This is a genomic window from Allomuricauda sp. d1, from assembly GCF_039592695.1.
Taxonomy (GTDB): domain Bacteria; phylum Bacteroidota; class Bacteroidia; order Flavobacteriales; family Flavobacteriaceae; genus Flagellimonas_A.
In genome coordinates, this window is sequence record NZ_JBBUTK010000001.1 from 211,806 (window position 1) to 233,191 (window position 21,386).

The window sequence follows — 21,386 nt, forward strand, 5'->3', positions numbered from 1 at the left end:
TCAATTCGTCATTTTACATTCGTATTTCGTACTTCAAAAGACACGAATTTCACGAATGACCACAAATTGCGCTTGAGTTTGTGTTTGAATTTTGAGTTTGAACTTGCTACGGAACAGGGTCGTATCCCGAGCCTCCCCAAGGATGACAACTAAAGATTCTCTTGATTGCCAACCACCCGCCTTTAAAAAGACCGTGTTTTTGTAGTGCTTCAACAGTGTAGGCAGAACAAGTGGGCTGGTAACGGCAAGTAGCAGGGGTATAGGGTGAGATGCCATATTGATAAACCCTCACCAAAAAAATAAATGGTGCGACCAGAATTTTTTTCAATCTAGTTGATGCTGAATGTGGTGCCTTCTTTTCCATCTTTCAATTGTACCCCCAGAACAGCGAGTTCATCCCTTATTTTGTCAGAGGTTTCAAAATCCCGGTTTTGCCGCGCTTGTTCACGCAGAGAAATCAAAAGGTTCACAACGCCTTCCAGTTTTTCAGAATGCGAATTTGAAGTTTCTTGCGGTTGTAATCCCAGTATATCAAAAACAAAGGCATTGATGGAGCTTTCAAGTTCTTTTTTGTCCACTTCAGCAATTGATGCCTTTCCTTCCTTGATCAAATTAATTTGTTTTACGGCCTCGAAAAGGTGGGCGATAAGTATCGGCGTATTGAAATCATCGTTCATGGCTTCATAGCACTGCTTTTTCCATGACGCAATATCAAAATTGGTGCTTGGGCCTACCTCTAAACTTTGCAACGTTTTAATGGCCTCCATCAATTTATTGAAGCCTTTTTCAGAGGCCAACAGCGCATCATCGCTCAAATCTAAAATACTGCTGTAATGTGCCTGCATCATAAAGAAACGCACCACGGAAGGGCTGTAGGGTTTGCTCAGAATTTCGTTGTCACCACTGAAGATTTCTGAGGGATAGATATTATTTCCAGTGGATTTTGACATTTTTTTACTGTTCAGGGTCAGCATGTTGGCATGTAACCAATAGTTTACCGGAGAGATGCCAGAACAGGCTTCCGCTTGCGCAATTTCACATTCGTGATGTGGAAATTTCAAATCCATTCCACCCCCGTGGATGTCAAAATTCTCTCCCAGGTATTTGGTGCTCATGGCCGTACATTCCAGATGCCAACCTGGGAAACCGTCACCCCAAGGTGAGGGCCACCGCATGATGTGCTGGGGTTCCGCTTTTTTCCAAAGGGCAAAATCCTGCGGATTTTTCTTCTCGTCCTGCGCGGTTAGTTCTCGGGTATTGGCAATCATATCCTCGAGTTTGCGACCGCTCAATTTTCCGTACTCGTTCGATTCGTTGAACTTGATAACATCAAAATACACCGAACAATTGATTTCATAGGCATAACCCTTTTCAAGAATTTCCTTGATGATTTCAATCTGCTCTATGATGTGCCCCGTGGCCGTTGGTTCTATGCTCGGTGGCAGTAAGTTGAATTTTTGCAAGGTCTCATGAAAGTCAACGGTGTAGCGCTGAACGACCTCCATGGGCTCAATCTGCTCCAATTTCGCCTTTTTAGCGATTTTATCCTCCCCTTCATCGGCGTCGTTCTCCAGATGGCCTGCATCAGTAATATTGCGCACATAACGCACTTTGAAGCCCAAATGCTTTAAATACCGAAACATCATGTCAAATGATATAAAGGTACGGCAGTTGCCCAAGTGCACGTTGCTGTATACGGTCGGGCCGCACACATACATGCCCACGTGCCCTTCTTTGATAGGTTTGAAAACTTCCTTTTTTCCGGTAAGTGAGTTGGTAACTTTTAAAGTCTGGTCTTTAAACAAAGGCATCAAAATTCAGTATCTAGATTGATGTAATCCAAAAATTCCCTGCGAACAGATTCTTCCTTGAACTTGCCCCCGTATTCCGCGGTCACCGTGCTGCTATCCACATCACGAATGCCCCTTGAGTTGACACAGAGGTGCTTCGCATCGATGACACAGGCCACGTCTTTGGTTCCCAAGACCTCTTGAAGTTCTTTGACAATCTGAATGTTCATGCGCTCTTGAACTTGGGGCCGTTTGGCGTAATAGTCGACGATACGGTTCATTTTTGAAAGACCGACGACCGTGCCGTTTGAAATGTAGGCGATATGGGCCTTGCCGACGATGGGCAACAAGTGGTGCTCGCAGGTGGAGTATACCGTGATGTTCTTTTCGACCAGCATCTCACCGTACTTGTACTTGTTTTTAAAGGTCGAGGATTTTGGCCTACGCTTTGGATGCAAGCCTGCAAAAATCTCGGTCACATACATTTTTGCAACCCTTTTCGGCGTACCGTTCAAGCTGTCGTCATCAAGGTCAAGCCCTAAGGTCAGCATGATTTCACGTACACTTTTTTCGATGCGCTCGATTTTTTCATCATCCTCTAAGACAAAAGCATCGTTGCGCAATGGAGTTTCGGGTGAAGAACCGACATGGTCGTCTCCTCTGTTATCCAATTGTTCATCCAAGGTTTCCTCTAGTTTCATAGTGCTGGAACAAAGTGGCAAAGATAGACATTAATGGCCTAATGACATCGAATTTACAGGGTTTGACAACATAAATTATTGTTAACCGAGACAGGGATATATTTTTGTAAATCCCAAATTGACAGCCACTTATGGTAAAGCACTTCGGTTTTTTATATGGCTTTCTGTTTTGTGGTATGATCTTGAACGCACAGGTTGCTGCTGATTGTGCCAACGCAATACCCATTTGTGACAATACCCCTGTAAATGGGGGCACCAATGGTTATGGGGTCGATGATTTCAATGGGGCATCGCAAAGCGGATGTTTAGAAAGAACCCAAAGCGGTTCAATCGAATCAAATTCAGCTTGGTACCGTTTTCGAACCAATGCTTCTGGGCAATTGGGCTTCAATATTGGTCATGACAGTAGCGAAGACTGGGATTTTGCCCTCTACCGCGCTACTGACTGTAATAGTTTGGGAGACCCTATCCGTTGCAACTTTTTCGACAACAGTGACCAAAAATCGTATGTAGGGGTAGGAGAGGACCCCTCTGGGGATTCGGGTTCAGTTTTGTATGAAGATTGGCTACAGGTCAATGCTGGGGAAGACTATTATCTGTTCATCAATAATTTCAGCAGTACCAATTCAGGATTTTCCATCCAGTTCTCTGGGGAGATTTTTGTGACGAATCCTTATGATGCGCTGGATTGTTCTATCATAGATAACCTTTTGGGTCCGCCTATTGCCGCCTGTGACGGAGAGACCATCACTTTGGATGCCACAACCAGTGGCGCTGTAGGCTATAATTGGTATGCAAACTATGGCAGTGGCTTTCAAATAGTGACAGGAGAAAACGGTCCGACCTATACCGTTGCGAACGATGCGATATACCGTGTTGAGGTGTTGCAATCTGGGCCGAACATCATTAGTGATGTTCAAATAGCCTTCACAACAGCACCAATGACCCAACCCGTTGCAGATGATGTCTATTGCCATGATGGGGGAACAGCGTATGATTTGTTATTAAAGGATATGGAAGCATTGGGCGCCCAAGACCCCAATCTTTTCAATGTGAGTTACCATGCTTCCCAAGCCGATGCGATTAATGGAATGAATCCCTTGAACAAACAGTATCAAAAACCGGTGGGAAGTGAGACCATATTCATCCGCGTGACTTCCATGGAAAACTCGAGATGTTTTGATGCCTCGCAATCTTTTGAATTGAATGCGATACAAAATCCTGTTCTGAACATTGAAACGGACGTACCGATGTGTGATAACGCCCCAATGGAAGTCATTGGCGAGACCATGCCCGACCCAAACTATACCTACATGTGGGATACGGGTGAAACCACTCCCGCCATTACCGTTGGCCAGCCGGGTAACTATACCTTGACCGCGACCAATACGGCTTCCGGTATCACCTGTAATACTGTGAGGACGGTTAGGGTCACTACTTCGGCATCACCAAGAATTACAGATATTGAGATAGACGAACCCCAATTGAGCAATACCGTGACCGTAATCACCGATGTTGAGGGTGATTTTGAATACAGTCTCGACGATGGCGGGTTTCAAACAAGCAATGTTTTTGAAGAGGTGTTTCCCGGGGCACACACAATTACCATGCGTGACCTGTTTGGATGTGGTGTCGTGACCGAACAAATTGTCGTGGTCGGATTCATGAACCATTTCTCGCCCAATGGCGATGGTATCAACGAAAATTGGCATGTCGATGGACTCTCAAACCTGAATTCGGCAGTTGTCACCATTTATGACCGCTATGGCAAGTTATTGGCGCAATTAAACGAAAGTTCAGTGGGGTGGGATGGCAACTTCAATGGGCTGCCATTGCCCTCAACAGACTATTGGTTCAAGCTTTCGTACGTCAATCAAGAAGGGGTTCGCACCTATGCCAAGTACCTGCAGAACCACTTTTCGTTAAGGCGATAACCCTACTTTTGCAATTTATGGCGTGCATTTCATCGATTAACGGCACAATTTTTACGATAAACGAATACTAAAATTAGGGTTTGGGCAGTTATAGTTGTTATAAGAAAATAAAACATCTTAGCCCCATATCATGCGAACACTATTTATCGCTTGTTGCTTCTTTTTCTTCCTATTACATATAAACGCGCAAAATAACAGTTCAGGAGACTGCCGAACAGCGATTCCTGTATGTGCCGACGGCACTCCGATAATGCCACTGATTGATGGGGGAGGTGATATCAACGATTTTGACCCTGACATTGTTAGGCAGACTGGTTGCCTTGAAAAGGGTAGCGTGAGTTCGGCAAATATAGAAAATAACACCTCTTGGTATGTTTTTAGGGCAGGTACCGATGGCCAAATCGGTTTTGACATTGAAGCATTGTCTGACACCGCCGAGTGGGATTTTGCACTCTACGGCCCTTATGACCAAACCTCTGGTCAAAACTTTTGTGGAATTATAGGTGATGGTACATCGGAGCCGATTCGTTGCAACTACGAAGTGAATACAACATCATTTACTGGCATTGGTGTGAACCCTGAAAACGGACAGGTAGGAGCCCCTTTTGTAAGGGGAAGCCAAAACACTTATGATGAATGGTTGGATGTTCAGGCCGGCGAAATCTATTACTTGTTCATCAATAATTTCAATACAAATTTTGATGGTGACCCTGAACCTTTCTCACTCACGTTTACAGGAAGCTCGGTCAGTGCCAATCAAGATACCGCTTTAGATTGTACACTGCGTGATGAGTTCTTGGGATTGGATATTATCGCCTGCGAGGGTGACCCTGATATTGTTTTGAGCGCCTTGAACTCCCCAGCGGGTTCTGATATTGCCAATGTGGAATGGACGGTTGATTACGATGATGATGGTACCATTGATGCGACCCTTCCCGGTACTGGGCTTTTTGGTGCTGAACTGGTGGTCACAAGCCCAAATTCAGGTCGTTATTTTGTAACCATAACTACCGCTTCCGGTACGCCGCCCACTGTTGTTGACAATGGCGGCATCTTGATAACGTTCTTTGGTATTCCCCAATTATTGCCTCAACCGGACGGAATCGTAGTAACTGACGATTTGGTCAATAGCGATCAGACCGACCCCTATAATGTGGAATTCAATGTTGATGGCGATGGCGATTATGAATATGCCATTAACGGCGGCGAATTTCAAGATGATTCGGTCTTTTTAGATGTGCCTCCCGGGCTCAATACAGTCATTATCAACGATAAAAACGGATGTGGCACTACTGAACCCATTGAATTTTTGGTGGTCGGTTATCCAAAATTCTTTTCCCCGAACGGTGACGGCATTCACGACAACTGGAATGTCTTGGGCATCGAAACCCTGGATAATCCGGCGGTTTTTATCTTTGACCGTTTTGGCAAACTCTTAAAACAATTGGATGCCGCTACTTTGGGTTGGGATGGTACGTTTAATGGCAGACCGTTGCCTGCATCTGACTATTGGTTTAGATTGGATTACGACAGGGATAGGGAGGGCGTCATTGTGGCAAGAAGCGTAAGAAGGCATTTTTCTTTGATGCGATAAAAAAACCGGAAGCAAAAAGCTTCCGGCATCATTTTTTTTAAAAGTTTCTCACTTAAAATTTAAGGGTATAGCTTAGAGTTACATTGGTGTTGATGCGGTTGACCAATGCTGAATTATCGATGCCCGAATCAAAGAAAAGTTCGTTGGTATCCTGTTCGGTTCGGTTCACTGCTAAATCCAATCGGCTGCCACCGAAATCATAACCGATACCACCAGAGTATCCTGTCAAATCCCCAATACCGTCAGAGTCATTAAAAGGACTTTCCTCAAAACGATACCCCCCTCGCAGACTTACCCGTTCAATTCTATATTCACCGCCAATTCTGTACGTATTGACCACGCCCAATTGGGCAATCAAGCTATTTTCACTGGCAAAATCTGGGTCTGAGGTTGGACGTAACTTCGCCTCAGACATGTCTTGGTAGCTGTAATCAAAGCTTATGAGTCCGTCTTTTCCAAAGACCACCGCAGCACTTGCTGTTATTTTTGACGGGGTATTGATGCGATACTCTGGGAAAAGGTTGACCAAATTGAAATCTATCAACCCAATACTGTCATCAGCCAAATCAGAACTGATACGCTGCGATAGATCATCGGTCAATCTGTACCAAGTTGGGGACTGATAGCTTCCTCCAATTCTAATGTTGTCGTTCAATTTGGCAATGGCGCCAAAACTGAATGAAAAACCATCACCTTGGGTACGTAAAAAGTTGTCAAAAATAGTGGTCTGTATCTCTGAATCGGCATCATAGCCCCTTTCTTCAAAAAGGGTCAGCCTATCGATAAGAACCGAATGAAAATTCAGCGACGCTCCGATATATAGATTTTCTTGGTACTGCCCGGCAAAATTGGCCATAAATTTGCTGTTATAGCCTGAAGTGGTTTGTATCACTTCTTGATTTACATTGGTATATTGGGCATTGCGCACATACGAAGTGCCATCAAGATTGCTCTCATCCGTTGGGTCGATAATGCCACCAAAATAGCCCAAAAAAGCTTGCTGGTCACCAAAACCCTGTTCAGCACCGATATTGAGATAGGCATCTGCAACGGTTTCATTTCCCACAAGAAGAATATCGCCGAACGGCACGCCTTGGGCGAAATTTAAAAAGTAGTTGTCAATACCTTGGGTTGTGCTTCCCGATGCCAGAAATTCGTTATCAAAGTTCTGTGCCAAATCATAATTGAAGGCAAGGGACAATTTTTTCCATGGGCTGTCTGGAGATTTAAAGACAAACACCCCACCAGCTTGGTTCAGTTCCACAGCATTCAATTCAGTATTCACTCTGCTGTTTCCGAAAAAAGCGTCATTATTTCTGTTGTAGTTCGAACCAGAAATGGTGAACTGGCTAAAATTAAAGACAGCTGACCCAGCCGGATTCACATTCAACGACGACAAATCACCGCCCAAGGCGCCAAAGGCCCCTGACATGCCTTGAAATCTTGCCGTACCTTGAATATTTTCAGTGCTCAAACGCAACACATCATTAATGTTCTGGGCAGTAACGGTTGCGCACAATAAGCCCATGATGAAAACCGTGAATTTTTTCATAGCTGATAATTTTTTGTTTAAACTGAACGGGATATGTTTATCTACTTCTTCTACCGCCACTGCGACCACCACCTGATGATCGGCCACCACCGCCAGAAGACCTAAAGCTGCCACTGCTTCTTGAGCCTCCTCCTGAACTTCTGTAGCTGCCACCACTGCTTCTAGAGCTGCGGCCTGAGCTTCGGTATCCACTGCTTCGTGGGCTACTGCTTCTCGAACTGCGATAGCCACTACTTCTAGGTGCTGATCGGCCCGATGATTGGTAACTTCTTGTACTTCTTCCGGATGAACGATATCCTGAGGTTCGATTTCCGGATGAACGATAGCTGCGAGAGCTGCTGTTTCCAGATGAATACCTTCTATTGTAGGTACTGCTTCTCGGTGCTGTGCTCCTATAGGTCTGATTTGACCGCGTACTTGAACTATATCTAGGTGCAGACCTTGTGCTTCTACTGCTTCTGTATTGTCGGTTGCGGGCAATGGCATCGGCACTTACTGAGCGTCTCACGCCTGAATTGCTCCGATAACTCCTCGAACTTCTTGATGCCGTGCTTCTGCCCACGCTCGAACGACCGCTATTTGATCTTGAAACTGTGCCCGCTCTTGACGAACGCGAATAATTTGCATTTGACCTGCCCCTCAATGAGTTGCTGGCAAGGGTGTTTCCAAATGTGTTTCTTGAATAGCCACGACGACCTCTATTGTATGCATAATTGTTATAATACCCGCCATAGAAAGGTCTGTTCCAGCCCCAACCGAAGCCACCGCCCCAGCCGAAACCAGCGTTCCAACCCCAGCCAAAGCCGCCACCCCAGCCCCAGCCTGCGTTCCAACCCCAACGATTCCAGCCCCAGGGTCTGTTCCAGCCCCAACCGAAGCCACCGCCCCAGAGCCAAGGGTCGTTCCAGCCCCAACCGAAGCCGCCATTCCATAACCAAGGAGAACCCCAACCCCAGCTATTGTCATATACATTGATGGTCAGGTTTGAAGGATTGTCACCCCAGCCACCAAAACCTTCATAGTTATTGTCAAAAGAATCATATTGGGTCTGCGCCCCTATCGCCGTACTGTCTATTTCATTTTCACTAAAGTAATCATCGACATCAGTGAACACCTCACTATCCAATATTTCACCGTATTGCTGTGCTTTCTGTCCGAAATACTCTCCGTACAAATCCTGTTCGGTCTGTTCGGTTTGCACTGCTGCTGCAGACTTTTTCTCGACCCTGGCCACACGATTGCCACTGGCATATATTCCATCATCTTCATAATAGGAGGCCTGTTGGTACGAACCACAGGAAACAACAAGGAAAGTGGCCATCAAACCGAAGGCCATGGTTATAAATTTTTGGCGGGGTAAAGTACGTTGCATCCTTTTCAAATTTTATTGTTAATGTTTTGAACTCACATAAACTCTTACAAATTGGCTAAAAAATTGCCCTTTTGTACCAATATTTTGCCTTTTTTTCGCCCCGTAGCACTGCTATGTGGCTTAAAAAAGTCTTCATCTGGGCACAAAACCGCTAATTTTCGCTTCAATTCAAAATGTTTAATGGAGTTCATTTTAAAAATAGTTAGTTTTATCGTTCTATTTTGTTAATCTAGTCACAAGTTTTGTGCCAAACTACTATTGATGGGTAAAAATTTGACGAGCCGTGCCGAGGATTATTCCAAATGGTACAATGAACTTGTAATCAAAGCGGACTTAGCGGAAAATTCAGGGGTCAGGGGCTGTATGGTCATCAAACCCTATGGTTACGCCATTTGGGAAAAAATGCAGGCCGCTTTGGATAAAATGTTCAAGGATACAGGGCACCAAAACGCTTATTTTCCCATATTCATTCCCAAGTCATATTTGAGCAAAGAGGCAAGCCATGTTGAAGGTTTTGCCAAAGAATGTGCCGTGGTGACCCATTATCGCTTGAAAAGCAACGAGGATGGTACAGGTATTGTGGTGGATGATGATGCCAGATTGGAAGAAGAACTGATTGTCAGGCCTACCTCTGAGACGATTATTTGGGATACGTTTCGACGATGGATTCAATCCTATCGCGATTTACCACTTTTGATCAACCAATGGGCCAATGTGGTGCGTTGGGAAATGCGTACGCGTCTTTTTTTGCGTACCGCAGAGTTTCTCTGGCAAGAAGGCCATACGGCACATGCCACAGAGGAAGAAGCCATGCAGGAAGCCGAACAGATGATGCACATTTATGCAGAGTTTGCTGAAAACCACATGGCGGTACCAGTCATCAAGGGCACCAAAACCGAGAGCGAACGCTTTGCAGGAGCTTTGGAAACGTTTTGCATTGAAGCTTTGATGCAAGATGGTAAAGCATTGCAGGCAGGCACATCACACTTTTTGGGCCAGAATTTTGCCAAGGCTTTTGATGTGAAATTTGCAACCAAAGAAGGAAAACAAGATTATGTCTGGGCCACATCATGGGGTGTTTCCACGCGATTGATGGGTGCACTGATCATGACCCATAGCGATGATAACGGATTGGTGCTACCCCCTAAATTAGCACCCATTCAAGTGGTTATTGTACCCATCTACAAAGGTTTGGAACAGTTGGATGCCATTTCAGAAAAGGTAAATCCACTTGTAAAAGAATTACAGGCCGAGGGCATTTCAGTAAAATATGATGATAGGGATACCCATAAGCCAGGGTTCAAGTTCAACGAATACGAGTTGAAGGGTGTTCCTGTGCGTTTGGCCATTGGGCAGCGTGATCTGGACAATGGTACTTTTGAGGTTGCACGTAGGGATACCCTGGAAAAAGAGACTGTCAAGGCAGGTGCTGTTTTAGACAAAATCAAGCTTTTGTTAGAGGAGATGCAGAAAAACATCTATGCCAAAGCGCTCAACCATAGGGAAACCCACATTACCAAGGTCGACTCGTATGATGATTTCAAAAAAGTTTTGGAAGAAAAAGGTGGGTTCATTGCAGCACACTGGGATGGTACCGCAGCCACAGAAAGCAAGATTCAAGAAGAGACCAAGGCCACCATTCGCTGCATACCCTTAAATGTTGAAAATGAAGAGGGCAAGTGTATGGTCACCGACAATCCATCGCCATATCGGGTACTGTTTGCAAAGGCCTACTAGTGCCCAAAAAATAAAAATCAGGGTTGCAATACTTAAAAATAGTTGTATTTTTGCATCCGCAAATAATGCAACCTACGTTCTTATTTGAAATGGCCCGTTCGTCTAGGGGTTAGGACGCCAGGTTTTCATCCTGGTAACAGGGGTTCGATTCCCCTACGGGCTACTTTTTGAGTTCAGAGTGTAGAGTTCAGAGTTAAGCAATTTAAAAGACTCAACTCAAAACTTCTCACTCATAACTCATAACTGACAAAAGGCCCGTTCGTCTAGGGGTTAGGACGCCAGGTTTTCATCCTGGTAACAGGGGTTCGATTCCCCTACGGGCTACAAATTGAATGTAGAATTTAGAATTACGAGTGTAGAATTTTACTTTTATTTCATTCGTACTTCGTAAATCTAAAATCGTAAATTAAAGAAATGGCAAATCACAAGTCGGCATTAAAGAGAATCAGAAGAAACGAAGCAGTACGTCTTCGCAACAGGTACCAGCACAAAACAGTGCGGAATGCCATCAAAAAGCTGCGCAATGAAGAGAATAAAAAGGAAGCACAAAAGCAGCTTCCTGTTGTTGTCGGTATGATTGATAAATTGGCCAAACGCAATATCATCCATTCCAACAAAGCTGCCAATTTGAAAAGCAAGTTGATGAGCCAAGTCGCAGCGATGTAGTATTTGCTAGGCCAAAGAATTAAAAACCTTCTGATTTCAGAAGGTTTTTTTGTGCCCTTATCTGAAAGCCCTTCTTCTGCAAATGATAAATCCAATAGTGAACAACAGGTACATTATTGATATGACGACCCAAAGAATCGGTCTTAAATGATAGTTTAGGTAGAAACCCACATTCAGATATCCCATTAAAATATATAATGGGAAGTAAAGATGAAACAACACCATGCCCAAGTTGAACCAAACCATCAGATTATACCGATTAGCTGCCGTACTGAAACCATTTGTGACTTTGTCGGTGTGGAGACCAATAATCAACAATATGGCCAAACAACCCAGACTGTCGGCGTAGAATAAACTGGAGTGAAAGGGATCTTGAAAGCACAATGATATGACAACAGACAATGTATAGACCAGAGCACTTATCTTGATAATATGCTGATGAACATGTTTTGGCAATAATTTGTTGTATACCCAAAAAAGGTAAAAGAAAAAGATGATTTGGTAGATGTTATAGATAATGATGTTGTGCCAATGATAGGCTTCATCTTCAAAAAAACTGAACTCTTCAAATTCAAGTATGAAATAGCCCAACAATTCATTGAAAAAAGTATAGGCGATAAAAAGGGGAAAAAACCGAAGCGGGGTGTCATAAAATTTTCTGTAGGTAAACAATGATGCCATCAGCGCAATCAAGTAGAAAATAAAATAATACGGAAACAATAGCTATTGGTTTTAACGAAAGGCCCTTCTTCTACAGATAATAAAGCCTATAATAAAAAGCGTATACATCAGCACTATCAATATTCTTAGAATAATTCTCAATTCAAGTTGTTGATATAATTCAAAATGACGAAAACCTATCAAGTAAATTATCGGAAAGAAAAAATAAAAAGTGCCCAAGCCGACGGTTATCCAAAACATCAAATTATGCTTTTGCATTTTCCACCTCAATTTTTCTTTCAAATCATATAGATAAAGAATAATATGAAACAACAATACCCAAGAAGCCAAAGCTGTTGAGTAATAAAGACTTACAAACAATGGGTTTTGAAAAAAGCTGCTTATTATATATGATAAAGCGACCAGTAGGGAAGACCAATAAATCCATTTTTTGAATTTTTTGGAAGCGACCAATCTCCAATACAGGACATAAAAAAATGAGAAAAAAACTAATTCATAGATAGTGTAGATTACGTCGTTGGAAATTATGTACTCTTCGTCAGAAAAAAAAGCAAAATTGTCGTCATACTTTATAAAATAACCCAAGAGCTCATTAAAAAAGGTATACGCTATGAGCAATGGGAAATACTTTAAAGCAGTATCAAAATATTTGCGGTAGGTAGCCAATGAAATAATCAAAGTCAGCCCATAAATGATGAGAAAATATTCCTGCTTTAAAAAATCAATCAAACTTTGGTGATATAGTAAATTTAGAAGTCTCCTGTCGGCGGTGGGCCTCCGTTTCCATGATTCAAAATCAAGCTTTTCTCTTGATATAGGCTGACATTTAGACTCGGTAAAAAACTTGCCTTGGATTTTGGCTCATCCTCTTGGCTGCCTTTTTGGTCTTCGGGCCAGTAGCCTCGAATCAGCTGGGCTTTGCCATCACCATCAATATAAAAGCCACCCCGTTCACCATTGATTTTTGCAGTAGGTAATAAAAATACGGTATTTCTATTGGGGTCTTGGCCGTCAGGCCCATAATTGCCCAAATAAATACGTAGGCTATCAGGCTTGACACCTGCTTTTCGGGCCTCTCTTTCTATATACCTTACATATTTTCGAATGGTCTTAAAATCAAAGTCGATGAATTGTGTGGGCACAAATTCTTCTGACCCATTCTGTTGCATTTCGTATTCTGTGATAGCTTCCACCCTACGCTCTTCGTAATTTTCACAGAGTACTTTTGCTTCCTTCAGCGAAATAATGTCGTCAGGGGTTTTGACCTCTTCTTCTTCCATTTTTGGAGGGTCTTCTTGGGCACCGTCTTGTTTCTTTTCTTTTTCGACACAAGACACTAAAAACAGCAAAGAAAGGCCGTAGGCCAAATAGGTCATTTTCTTGAATGTTCTCATTAGGATGGTTTTAAGGGGTTCGTAAAAATTCCTTTTAAAGATATGTTTTTTCTGAATATGCATTAAAGAAAAAACCCCGACCAAAGTATGGTCGGGGCTTAAAACTGTATAAACTGTCAGAAATTATTCGTTCATGGTCATCAAGAACTCATCATTGTTTTTGGTCTGCTTGATGCGTTGTTCCATAAACTCCATGGCTTCAACAGGGTTCATATCGGCAAGGTACTTGCGCATGATCCACATACGTTGAATTGTTTGGTCATCCAACAACAGATCATCTCGACGGGTTGAGGAAGTGACCAAGTCAATGGCAGGAAATATCCTTCGGTTTGAAATCCTACGGTCGAGTTGTAGTTCCATGTTGCCTGTTCCCTTAAATTCTTCAAAGATGACCTCATCCATTTTTGAGCCGGTTTCGGTCAACGCCGTGGCGATGATTGATAGTGAACCTCCGTTTTCAATATTTCGTGCGGCACCAAAAAAGCGTTTTGGTTTGTGTAGGGCATTGGCATCAACACCACCCGAAAGCACTTTACCAGATGCAGGTTGTACTGTGTTGTAGGCCCTGGCCAAACGTGTGATGGAATCCAGCAAAATCACGACATCATGACCACATTCCACGAGGCGCTTTGCTTTGTCAATGACAATGTTCGCCACGCGAACATGCTCACTGGCCTCTTTGTCAAAGGTAGAAGCGACCACCTCACCACGTACATTGCGTTGCATATCGGTCACCTCTTCAGGGCGTTCATCGATCAACAGAACAATCTGATACACCTCTGGATGGTTGGCCGCAATGGCATTGGCAATATCTTTCAACAGCATCGTCTTACCCGTTTTGGGCTGTGAAACGATCATGCCCCGTTGGCCTTTGCCGATTGGTGCAAAAAGGTCCATAATACGGGTTGAAATGGTGCTTTGCTTTTCGGCAAGATTGAATTTTTCTTTTGGAAATAAAGGGGTCAAATGCTCAAAAGAGACCCGGTCACGAACTACTTGAGGGTCAAGACCGTTGATTTTGTTCACTTTGATGAGCGGAAAATACTTTTCACCTTCTTTTGGGGGTCGCACGTTACCGAGAACGGTATCGCCGGTTTTGAGTCCGAACAAACGAATCTGCGACTGCGAGACATAGATGTCATCTGGTGAAGACAAGTAGTTGTAGTCCGAAGAGCGCAAAAAGCCGTAGCCATCTTGCATGATGTCTAGAACACCCTCACTTTCAATGATGCTGTCAAACTCAAATTCGGGCTCTTTATAGCGATTCTTCAAATCTTTATCGTAGTTGCTGCTTTTTTTATCGTGGTTGGTATTGCGCTGATTGTTTTGGTTGCGGCGATTGTTGTTTTGGTTTTTGTGCTGCCCGTTTTGGTGATGGTTGTCACGTTTTTGCCGCTTGTCTTGATGTTCGTCTTGGGCAGTTTCCTCTTTCTTCGGAGCATCCTTTGCAGGAGCATCATTGCTCTTGGAGCGGCTTACACGAGACCGCTTTGGTTTTTCTTGTTGTTTGTTGTCTTTTACTGGTACTGCTTCTTTTGCAACCTTTGGATTGGAAGCCTGCACATCCAAAATCTGGTAGACCAAATCCAATTTTTTCATGGTCTTGAACTTGGGTACGTTTAATTCTTTTGCAATTTCCTGCAACTCAGGAAGTTTTTTCGCCTTTAGGTCTGAAATCTCAAACATTAAAAAATGGAATAAGTTATTTTGTATAAGATGTTTTGAAGTAAGTTGTTATTGGGTATTACAGTGGGAAAGTATCCCGAGGTAAGTTTGCTCTCAAATAACTGTACAAGTATACAAATAATTTTTCAACATTTGGTGCTCTTTAGCGAAAAGAGGATTATTTTTGCCCTTCATTATTGAAATGTACAATGATTCAGAGAATTCAGACGTTGTATTTGGTGATTGTAATGATTCTCGCGGGGGTTTTGCCCTTCTTCTTGAATCTTTGGGTCGATGTTGATGGCAATGCTATTTTTGCCAAAAACGAAATGATGGTGAGTATCGCTTTTTACGTTGTAGCACTTTTGGCGGGCATCGCCATATTTTTATATAAGAAACGACAAAATCAGTTTGTGTTGAACCGACTGAACATCATATTGAATCTTTTTTTACTAGGATTTTTCGTTTACCGGTCCCTAACGTTATCCGGAGAGACGGCGGTCTCTGAGAAGGGTATTGGGATGCTGATTCCTGTATTTTCTATCGTTTTTCTGGTTCTGGCCAACAGAGCCATCAAAAAGGATGAAGATCTTGTAAAATCTGTGGATCGTTTGCGTTGAACCTAACATCTTAGTAGTATTAGTGCGAAAAACCCCGGCCAGATGGCCGGGGTTTTGTTTTAAAATCCAATGAAAAGCCAGACTTAATTCATTGCCATAAGGTTGTCGACCGTAAATCCATTGTTGAACGAAATATCAGATAAGGTCTGCACCAAACTTGGCTCCTCACCATATTCACCTTTTTCATTGGGCAGGTAATAGGTTCTTTTGGTAGCTATTTTCTGCCCATCAACATTCTCGTAATCGTAATCGGCGATCAAGACCGGTTCATTGACACCCAAAAACGGTAGTGAAAAATAAAACCGATCGATCATTTTGGTTTCCGGATTCACATACAAAATGTACGTGTCATTTTGTTCTTTGCCGGTGATTTCAGAATCATAGGTCACTCTGACCTTGTCATAAGCGGCACCTTCAAATTCTTCTTGGCCTTCGTAGGTCGCGATGGTGCCTTTATCATTCAGTTTGTAGGGCATGACGAACCAAAAATAGTTGGCCCTTCTCAAAAAGTCACCCACGGCATTGCCCTGTTGGTCATCGTTTTTTTCTCCGTTGACCATGACCACGGTTTTTTCACCATCAAAACATTGGGTGACCGTGCCTTCTACATTGGGCATTACATTGATCTCATGCTGGGTGTAGTGGCCAAATGATGCCTCATTGTCAAAAATGTAGCGTTCTACCGATAAATCGGTTTTTTCAGCTGTGGGATTATGGTAATGGTACGTGTATTGTACATCACCTTTTTTCCAAAGGTCGCCCCAACCACCATGGGCATATTCGATGGCGGCCAGAATGGTCTGTGGGTCATTGGTATCGTAAACTGGTGCTTTGGCTTCGGGCATTTCAGCAGCCACCTCTTCAGATTTAGTTTCAGACTTCTTTTGTTGCCCGCATGATAGTAGCAGTATAAAAGAAAGAAAAAGTACTGTTTTTAAGCTTTGTGATTTCATGGTGTTGTTTTAGATGTTCGGGTGTTTAGACGGAAAACAATACAAAGCTTACTTCTCGGAAAAGTATTATCTTTTGCCAAGCTCAATGACCTCAAGATCAGTTATTTTGCCTTCATTTATGGCAAATCGCAACATCGTGCGCACTTTGTGAAAACCATGCCGCCCGCAGGCACCGGGATTCATGTGTAGCAGGTCTAATTTTTTGTCATTCATCACTTTGAGAATGTGGGAGTGCCCACAGATAAAGAGTTTCGGTGGATTCTTTCTAATTTCTTCCCGTACCCTGATATTGTAGTTTCCCGGATACCCTCCGATATGGGTCATCCAAACATCGACTTTTTCACAAAAAAAACGATTGTGCTCGGGGAATTCTTGCTGAACGGTATGATCATCAATGTTTCCATAAACACCGCGAACAGGTTTGATGGCCTTCAGTTTGTCAGCAACCTCTAGATTGCCAATGTCTCCGGCATGCCAAATTTCATCCGCTTGACGGGCATATTTCAATATGGCATCATCTAGATGGCCGTGTGTATCAGAAAGCAACAAGATTTTGGTCATGGTGTCGTAAAGCTAAAAATATCCTAAATGAACAATTGGGCTTCTGCGATGAGGCCGAATAAGGGTATCTTTGATGGGCCAAAAATAACCGTTTCGTTGAGATATTTCATCCGCTTTTCATACTTGGGCAAGGCCTATCACGGCTGGCAAAACCAACCCAATGCCATTACAGTGCAACAAGTTCTTGAAGAAGCCCTGTCAACCCTTTTGCGAAAGCCTATCGCAATAGTAGGCGCCGGCCGTACCGATGCCGGGGTACATGCCAAAGAAATGTACGCCCATTTTGATTTTGAAACCATCAAAGATTTACAAACGCTGATTCAACGGTTGAACGCTTATTTGCCGGAAGATGTAGCTGTTTATGAACTGGTTTCAGTACAGAACGCTGCACATGCGCGTTTTGATGCTGTTGAACGTACCTATGAATATTGGGTGGTGCAGCAAAAGAATCCTTTTTTTAAAGATTTTGCCCATTATGTTTGGTCACCGCTCAATGTTGAGGCCATGAACAGAGCCGCATCCATTTTGATGGAGTATGACAATTTTGAATGTTTTTCAAAATCGAACACTGATGTGAAGACATTCATCTGTGATATTAAAAATGCCCGATGGAATGATTCAGGGGATAAAAAAGTGTTCACCATTACCGCTGACCGTTTTTTGCGAAATATGGTGCGTGCCATTGTGGGTACGCTATTGGAGGTTGGTCAAGAAAAAATAAACCCCGAAGACATTAGAAAAATAATTGAGAGCAAGAGCAGGAGCGAGGCAGGCGCTTCTGTGCCCGCAAAAGGGCTATATTTGACACAGGTTGTTTATCCGAAGACCGTTTTTATATGAGTACGGAAAAAGAAATGGGCAAGGCCTTTGATATGCGACTTTTCAAACGTGTGTTTGAGCATGCGAGGCCCTACCGCATTATTTTTTATGGGGTGGCTTTTGTTGCCATATTTTTAGCTGCTTTTGCGGTATTTACTCCCATTCTTGTTCGAGAAATCATCAACAACGCATTGGACAATAAAGACAGCTATCAGCTTTTGGTGGCTGTACTGGCCATGGCGGGGGTGTTGTTGGGCCAAGTGATTTGCCAGCTTGCATTCAACTACTATGCGAATCTTTTGGGCGAATCGGTCATTAAGGATATTCGTATTCGACTTTTCAAGAAGATGATGGGCTTTAAGATGACCTATTTTGACAAGTCGTCCATTGGGGTGTTGGTGACCCGTGCGGTTGCCGATATGCAGCGGATTGGCGAGATTTTCAGTCAAGGATTCTTCGTGATCGTTGCCGACCTCTTAAAAATGGTTTCTGGTGCAATCGTGATGTTGATCATCAATTGGAAATTGGCCTTGATCGTTTTTGCCGTGCTTCCAGTGATTTTAATTGCCACACGACTTTTTCAGCAAGCGATGAAGGTGGCTTTTATTGAGGTGCGGGCCCAAGTGGCCAACCTGAATTCTTTTGTGCAAGAACGTTTGGCAGGTATGAAAATCGTTCAGTTGTTCAACCGCGAGGAAATCGAGAAAGAAAAGTTTAGGGTCATCAACGAAAAGCATCAAAACGCATGGCTGAAGACCGTCTGGTACAACTCTATTTTCTTCCCTGTAGCTGAGATATCCTATTCTATCGGAATCGGATTGGTGGTGTATTTTGGAGTCATTCAGAACATCGAGAGTGCCCAGCTCAACGATGTGGGCTCCATTTTTGCCTTTTTCTTTTTGATGGATTTGCTTTTTCGGCCTCTTCGCCAGATTGCGGATAAGTTCAACACGCTACAAATGGGGATGGTCGCCGCAAACCGAGTGTTCAACATTTTGGACACCGAAAGCCGTATTGCCGATGAAGGCACTGTTGAGTTGCCGAAAGTCAAGGGAAACATCAAGTTTGCTGACGTACGCTTTGGCTACTCCAAAGACGAAGAAGTGCTGCATGGCATATCCTTCGACGTAAAAGCTGGCGAGACCGTCGCCATCGTGGGTGCGACTGGTGCGGGCAAGTCGACCATCATCAATTTGCTGAACCGATTTTATGAAATCGATTCCGGGCATATTTTGATTGACGGCATAAACATCAAAGATTTCACGTTACAGTCCCTTCGTTCACATATCGCCATTGTACTTCAAGATGTCTTTTTATTTGCTGATACCATTGCCAATAATATTTCTTTACAGGATTCCACCGTTACGCTTGAGGATATTGAAAAAGCCGCTAAACAAATCGGGGTGCATGAATTTATTTCAAGCCTTCCCGGAGGCTATGCGTATAACGTCAAGGAACGTGGTACCATGCTCTCAAGTGGCCAGAGACAATTGATAGCATTTTTAAGGGCCTATGTGAGCAATCCGAGTATTTTGATTTTGGATGAGGCTACATCCTCCGTAGATACCTATTCAGAACAATTGATACAACAGGCGACGGAAAAGATTACCGAGGGACGAACCTCCATTATTATTGCCCACCGTTTGGCCACCATTAAAAAAGCCGATAAAATTTTGGTGATGGATGCAGGCCGAATCGTTGAAATGGGCACCCACAAAGAACTCTTGAGAAACGACGGTTATTACAGCGACTTGTACGAGGCCCAGTTTATGGCCGAAGAGGTGGCTTAATTTTTAGGCGCAAAGTCTTGCAGATTATATTCACCAGAAATCAACATAAATATCATTATTGCCATTGTCGGTATAAATGCTGATATGAAATACATGGGCAGAAATAAAAGCAATCTTACCAAGGTGTTCCAAAATTTTATATGGTGCAGCTTTTTTAGGGTGTAGAACCAATACAAAAGTATTGCAACAATAAAAATGTTTGTAAACCAGAAATAGCTTAAATCGAAAAGGCCAAACAACAAAATGCTGACAAAAACCTGTACAAAAGAATATGCCCCGACTATGTAGAGCGCTATCACCAAATGTTCTGTAAAATTATACTTGCGAATATCGATGAATACCAAAAATGTTGACAATGCGTAAAAGGGAACTGAGAAGTAGGAGAGAAGTGCCTGGTATTTAAATATTTTATCCCCGTCAAAATTTTGATTGGTCTGTTCCATTAATTTGAGTCCATAAATATCTTTTAATACCCAGAACATGATTCCTGATAAGGTAACTGCGATGGCAAAAAAACTTATGGGGTTCATATACTTCTTACGCGCTCCCGATATGTAAGTTTCCGCAACCAGGGCTGGTTTTGATAGAAGATGTTTTAAAGTTTTAAAAAGGGTATTGTCTAGATTGAACACCTGAAAACTCAGATCATGCCAAACATTTTTGAGTGTCAATCTATTTCTAATGACCTTTGCACCACATACAGGGCAGTAGCCAAAGTCGCTTCGTAAGCTGCTATTACAATTCTTGCATTGCATCAGCTCAAATCGTTTTTGATTTTTTCGGTGAGTTCTTCCAGATTTTTAAAGGGAATGAATTCACCGCCCTTGATATAACTGATTTGACCCGTTTCTTCACTGACCACCAGACATAGGGCATCCGTTTTTTCACTCACACCCACTGCTGCCCGATGGCGCAGGCCGAATCGCAGGGGAATGTCCCTCGCATTTGAAACAGGCAGAATCACCCTGGTCGCGGTAATGTAGTTGTCTTGTACTATGGCCGCTCCATCATGCAATGGGCTATTTTTATAGAAAATACTTTCGATGATGGGCTGGGTAATTTCAATGTTCATGGTGTCACCGGTAGATTTTACAAAATCCAAGCTATTTGTACGCTCAATGACCAGAATGGCCCCGGTCTTGCTTTTTCCCATGGTTGAGCAGGCTGCAATCAATGCCTCAACATTGGTGTCAGTGGGCATGGCCTCTTGCTTCAAAAACTTGAAGTGTCTTATAAAATTGCGTTTTGAGGCAAAATTGGTGGAACCGATCATCAACAGAAATTTTCTGACTTCTTGTTGAAAAACAATGATCAAGGCAATAAGACCGATGCTCATAAAACCGCCCACAATACTGCTGATCATCTTCATCTGTAACAGTTCTGTAAGTTTCCACAAAGCCCAAACGATGACGATGCCAATAAAAATATTGATAGCTACGGTACCCCTGACCAGTTTGTAGATGTAATATAGTAGAACGGCGACGAGAACGATGTCAATGACATCTGTGATTTTAAACTCCAAGAAATTGAGGAAATCCAAAGGCCGTGTTTTTGTAA

19 protein-coding genes and 2 tRNA genes are annotated in these 21,386 nt (G+C 43.1%); 9 read left to right on the plus strand and 12 right to left on the minus strand.

What is annotated here, in order from left to right:
* Nucleotides 1–106 precede the first annotated feature (106 nt).
* The 3 genes from yidD to folE are packed head-to-tail and all read right to left on the minus strand — an operon-like array spanning nt 107 to nt 2,491.
* Nucleotides 107–364 carry a membrane protein insertion efficiency factor YidD gene (yidD, locus tag AAAH86_RS00990; RefSeq protein WP_343485628.1) on the minus strand — a complete coding sequence of 86 codons (258 nt, stop codon included), beginning with the start codon at nt 362–364 and terminating at the stop codon, nt 107–109.
* Nucleotides 330–1,811 carry a cysteine--tRNA ligase gene (cysS, locus tag AAAH86_RS00995; protein ID WP_343485629.1) on the minus strand — a complete coding sequence of 494 codons (1,482 nt, stop codon included), beginning with the start codon at nt 1,809–1,811 and terminating at the stop codon, nt 330–332. The genes yidD and cysS overlap by 35 nt, the downstream gene beginning before the upstream one ends.
* Nucleotides 1,811–2,491 carry a GTP cyclohydrolase I FolE gene (folE, locus tag AAAH86_RS01000; protein WP_343485630.1) on the minus strand — a complete coding sequence of 227 codons (681 nt, stop codon included), beginning with the start codon at nt 2,489–2,491 and terminating at the stop codon, nt 1,811–1,813. The genes cysS and folE overlap by 1 nt, the downstream gene beginning before the upstream one ends.
* Nucleotides 2,492–2,622: 131 nt before the next feature.
* On the opposite strand from folE, the gene AAAH86_RS01005 reads away from it, so the two are divergent.
* Nucleotides 2,623–4,425: a T9SS type B sorting domain-containing protein gene (locus tag AAAH86_RS01005; protein ID WP_343485631.1), complete on the plus strand. Its 1,803-nt coding sequence runs from the start codon at nt 2,623–2,625 to the stop codon at nt 4,423–4,425.
* 130 nt (nt 4,426–4,555) lie between these two features.
* Nucleotides 4,556–6,019 carry a T9SS type B sorting domain-containing protein gene (locus tag AAAH86_RS01010; RefSeq protein ID WP_343485632.1) on the plus strand — a complete coding sequence of 488 codons (1,464 nt, stop codon included), beginning with the start codon at nt 4,556–4,558 and terminating at the stop codon, nt 6,017–6,019.
* A gap of 52 nt (nt 6,020–6,071) precedes the next feature.
* Here AAAH86_RS01010 and AAAH86_RS01015 read toward each other — a convergent pair whose 3' ends face one another.
* Nucleotides 6,072–7,571 (minus strand): aromatic hydrocarbon degradation protein, encoded by a 1,500-nt coding sequence (locus tag AAAH86_RS01015; RefSeq protein ID WP_343486807.1) that lies wholly within the window; start codon nt 7,569–7,571, stop codon nt 6,072–6,074.
* A gap of 37 nt (nt 7,572–7,608) precedes the next feature.
* Nucleotides 7,609–8,907 carry a hypothetical protein gene (locus AAAH86_RS01020; RefSeq protein ID WP_343485633.1) on the minus strand — a complete coding sequence of 433 codons (1,299 nt, stop codon included), beginning with the start codon at nt 8,905–8,907 and terminating at the stop codon, nt 7,609–7,611.
* Nucleotides 8,908–9,204: 297 nt separating this feature from the next.
* On the opposite strand from AAAH86_RS01020, the gene proS reads away from it, so the two are divergent.
* The 4 genes from proS to rpsT all read left to right on the plus strand — a co-directional run bounded on the left by proS (nt 9,205) and on the right by rpsT (nt 11,346).
* Complete coding sequence (gene proS, locus AAAH86_RS01025; protein ID WP_343485634.1) at nt 9,205–10,680, plus strand: proline--tRNA ligase; 1,476 nt, start codon at nt 9,205–9,207, stop codon at nt 10,678–10,680.
* A 91-nt stretch (nt 10,681–10,771) separates the two neighbouring features.
* Nucleotides 10,772–10,843, plus strand: a tRNA-Glu gene (locus AAAH86_RS01030).
* A gap of 89 nt (nt 10,844–10,932) precedes the next feature.
* A tRNA-Glu gene (locus tag AAAH86_RS01035) sits at nt 10,933–11,004 on the plus strand.
* Nucleotides 11,005–11,094: 90 nt separating this feature from the next.
* Nucleotides 11,095–11,346, plus strand: a complete 252-nt coding sequence (gene rpsT, locus AAAH86_RS01040; protein ID WP_343485635.1) for a 30S ribosomal protein S20 — start codon at nt 11,095–11,097, stop codon at nt 11,344–11,346.
* Between the two features lie 57 nt (nt 11,347–11,403).
* Here rpsT and AAAH86_RS01045 read toward each other — a convergent pair whose 3' ends face one another.
* The 3 genes from AAAH86_RS01045 to rho all read right to left on the minus strand — a co-directional run bounded on the left by AAAH86_RS01045 (nt 11,404) and on the right by rho (nt 15,107).
* A complete protein-coding gene (locus tag AAAH86_RS01045; RefSeq protein ID WP_343485636.1) occupies nt 11,404–12,027 on the minus strand; it encodes a hypothetical protein in 624 nt (207 codons plus the stop codon).
* Between the two features lie 749 nt (nt 12,028–12,776).
* A complete protein-coding gene (locus tag AAAH86_RS01050) occupies nt 12,777–13,421 on the minus strand; it encodes a hypothetical protein (RefSeq protein ID WP_343485637.1) in 645 nt (214 codons plus the stop codon).
* Nucleotides 13,422–13,544: 123 nt separating this feature from the next.
* On the minus strand, nt 13,545–15,107 hold the full coding sequence (gene rho, locus AAAH86_RS01055) for a transcription termination factor Rho (protein WP_343485638.1): 1,563 nt from the start codon (nt 15,105–15,107) through the stop codon (nt 13,545–13,547).
* 188 nt (nt 15,108–15,295) lie between these two features.
* Here rho and AAAH86_RS01060 point away from each other — a divergent pair, with 188 nt between their 5' ends.
* On the plus strand, nt 15,296–15,706 hold the full coding sequence (locus tag AAAH86_RS01060; protein ID WP_343485639.1) for a DUF4293 domain-containing protein: 411 nt from the start codon (nt 15,296–15,298) through the stop codon (nt 15,704–15,706).
* Nucleotides 15,707–15,789: 83 nt separating this feature from the next.
* On the opposite strand, the gene AAAH86_RS01065 is transcribed toward AAAH86_RS01060, so the two are convergent.
* Nucleotides 15,790–16,659, minus strand: coding sequence for a DUF6503 family protein (locus tag AAAH86_RS01065; protein WP_343485640.1), 870 nt, complete (start codon nt 16,657–16,659; stop codon nt 15,790–15,792).
* 66 nt (nt 16,660–16,725) lie between these two features.
* Complete coding sequence (locus AAAH86_RS01070) at nt 16,726–17,220, minus strand: metallophosphoesterase family protein (RefSeq protein ID WP_343485641.1); 495 nt, start codon at nt 17,218–17,220, stop codon at nt 16,726–16,728.
* Between the two features lie 96 nt (nt 17,221–17,316).
* On the opposite strand from AAAH86_RS01070, the gene truA reads away from it, so the two are divergent.
* Together truA and AAAH86_RS01080 are read left to right on the plus strand one after the other, a co-directional pair.
* Complete coding sequence (gene truA / locus AAAH86_RS01075) at nt 17,317–18,060, plus strand: tRNA pseudouridine(38-40) synthase TruA (protein ID WP_343486808.1); 744 nt, start codon at nt 17,317–17,319, stop codon at nt 18,058–18,060.
* Nucleotides 18,057–19,829, plus strand: coding sequence for an ABC transporter ATP-binding protein (locus AAAH86_RS01080; RefSeq protein ID WP_343485642.1), 1,773 nt, complete (start codon nt 18,057–18,059; stop codon nt 19,827–19,829). Before truA ends, AAAH86_RS01080 begins: the two co-directional genes overlap by 4 nt.
* Here the strand turns inward: AAAH86_RS01080 and AAAH86_RS01085 are convergent.
* Both AAAH86_RS01085 and AAAH86_RS01090 read right to left on the minus strand, forming a co-directional pair.
* The gene (locus AAAH86_RS01085; RefSeq protein ID WP_343485643.1) at nt 19,826–20,584 is read right to left on the minus strand and encodes a DUF3667 domain-containing protein; all 759 of its coding nucleotides are present in this window, start codon (nt 20,582–20,584) and stop codon (nt 19,826–19,828) included. The two genes, AAAH86_RS01080 and AAAH86_RS01085, sit on opposite strands and share 4 nt — an antisense overlap.
* On the minus strand, nt 20,584–21,369 hold the full coding sequence (locus AAAH86_RS01090) for a diadenylate cyclase (protein ID WP_343485644.1): 786 nt from the start codon (nt 21,367–21,369) through the stop codon (nt 20,584–20,586). The genes AAAH86_RS01085 and AAAH86_RS01090 overlap by 1 nt, the downstream gene beginning before the upstream one ends.
* Nucleotides 21,370–21,386 lie beyond the last annotated feature (17 nt).

What these genes read in the sequence shown, in the direction of transcription:
- AAAH86_RS01060 (WP_343485639.1), top strand. Translation starts at nt 15,296, where the DNA reads ATGATTCAGAGAATTCAGACGTTGTATTTGGTGATTGTAATGATTCTC.
- AAAH86_RS01015 (WP_343486807.1), bottom strand. Translation starts at nt 7,571, where the DNA reads ATGAAAAAATTCACGGTTTTCATCATGGGCTTATTGTGCGCAACCGTT.
- AAAH86_RS01065 (WP_343485640.1), bottom strand. Translation starts at nt 16,659, where the DNA reads ATGAAATCACAAAGCTTAAAAACAGTACTTTTTCTTTCTTTTATACTG.
- AAAH86_RS01070 (WP_343485641.1), bottom strand. Translation starts at nt 17,220, where the DNA reads ATGACCAAAATCTTGTTGCTTTCTGATACACACGGCCATCTAGATGAT.
- rpsT (WP_343485635.1), top strand. Translation starts at nt 11,095, where the DNA reads ATGGCAAATCACAAGTCGGCATTAAAGAGAATCAGAAGAAACGAAGCA.
- rho (WP_343485638.1), bottom strand. Translation starts at nt 15,107, where the DNA reads ATGTTTGAGATTTCAGACCTAAAGGCGAAAAAACTTCCTGAGTTGCAG.
- cysS (WP_343485629.1), bottom strand. Translation starts at nt 1,811, where the DNA reads ATGCCTTTGTTTAAAGACCAGACTTTAAAAGTTACCAACTCACTTACC.
- AAAH86_RS01020 (WP_343485633.1), bottom strand. Translation starts at nt 8,907, where the DNA reads ATGGCCTTCGGTTTGATGGCCACTTTCCTTGTTGTTTCCTGTGGTTCG.
- AAAH86_RS01045 (WP_343485636.1), bottom strand. Translation starts at nt 12,027, where the DNA reads ATGGCATCATTGTTTACCTACAGAAAATTTTATGACACCCCGCTTCGG.
- folE (WP_343485630.1), bottom strand. Translation starts at nt 2,491, where the DNA reads ATGAAACTAGAGGAAACCTTGGATGAACAATTGGATAACAGAGGAGAC.
- AAAH86_RS01010 (WP_343485632.1), top strand. Translation starts at nt 4,556, where the DNA reads ATGCGAACACTATTTATCGCTTGTTGCTTCTTTTTCTTCCTATTACAT.
- proS (WP_343485634.1), top strand. Translation starts at nt 9,205, where the DNA reads ATGGGTAAAAATTTGACGAGCCGTGCCGAGGATTATTCCAAATGGTAC.
- yidD (WP_343485628.1), bottom strand. Translation starts at nt 364, where the DNA reads ATGGAAAAGAAGGCACCACATTCAGCATCAACTAGATTGAAAAAAATT.
- AAAH86_RS01050 (WP_343485637.1), bottom strand. Translation starts at nt 13,421, where the DNA reads ATGAGAACATTCAAGAAAATGACCTATTTGGCCTACGGCCTTTCTTTG.
- AAAH86_RS01005 (WP_343485631.1), top strand. Translation starts at nt 2,623, where the DNA reads ATGGTAAAGCACTTCGGTTTTTTATATGGCTTTCTGTTTTGTGGTATG.
- AAAH86_RS01080 (WP_343485642.1), top strand. Translation starts at nt 18,057, where the DNA reads ATGAGTACGGAAAAAGAAATGGGCAAGGCCTTTGATATGCGACTTTTC.
- AAAH86_RS01085 (WP_343485643.1), bottom strand. Translation starts at nt 20,584, where the DNA reads ATGCAATGCAAGAATTGTAATAGCAGCTTACGAAGCGACTTTGGCTAC.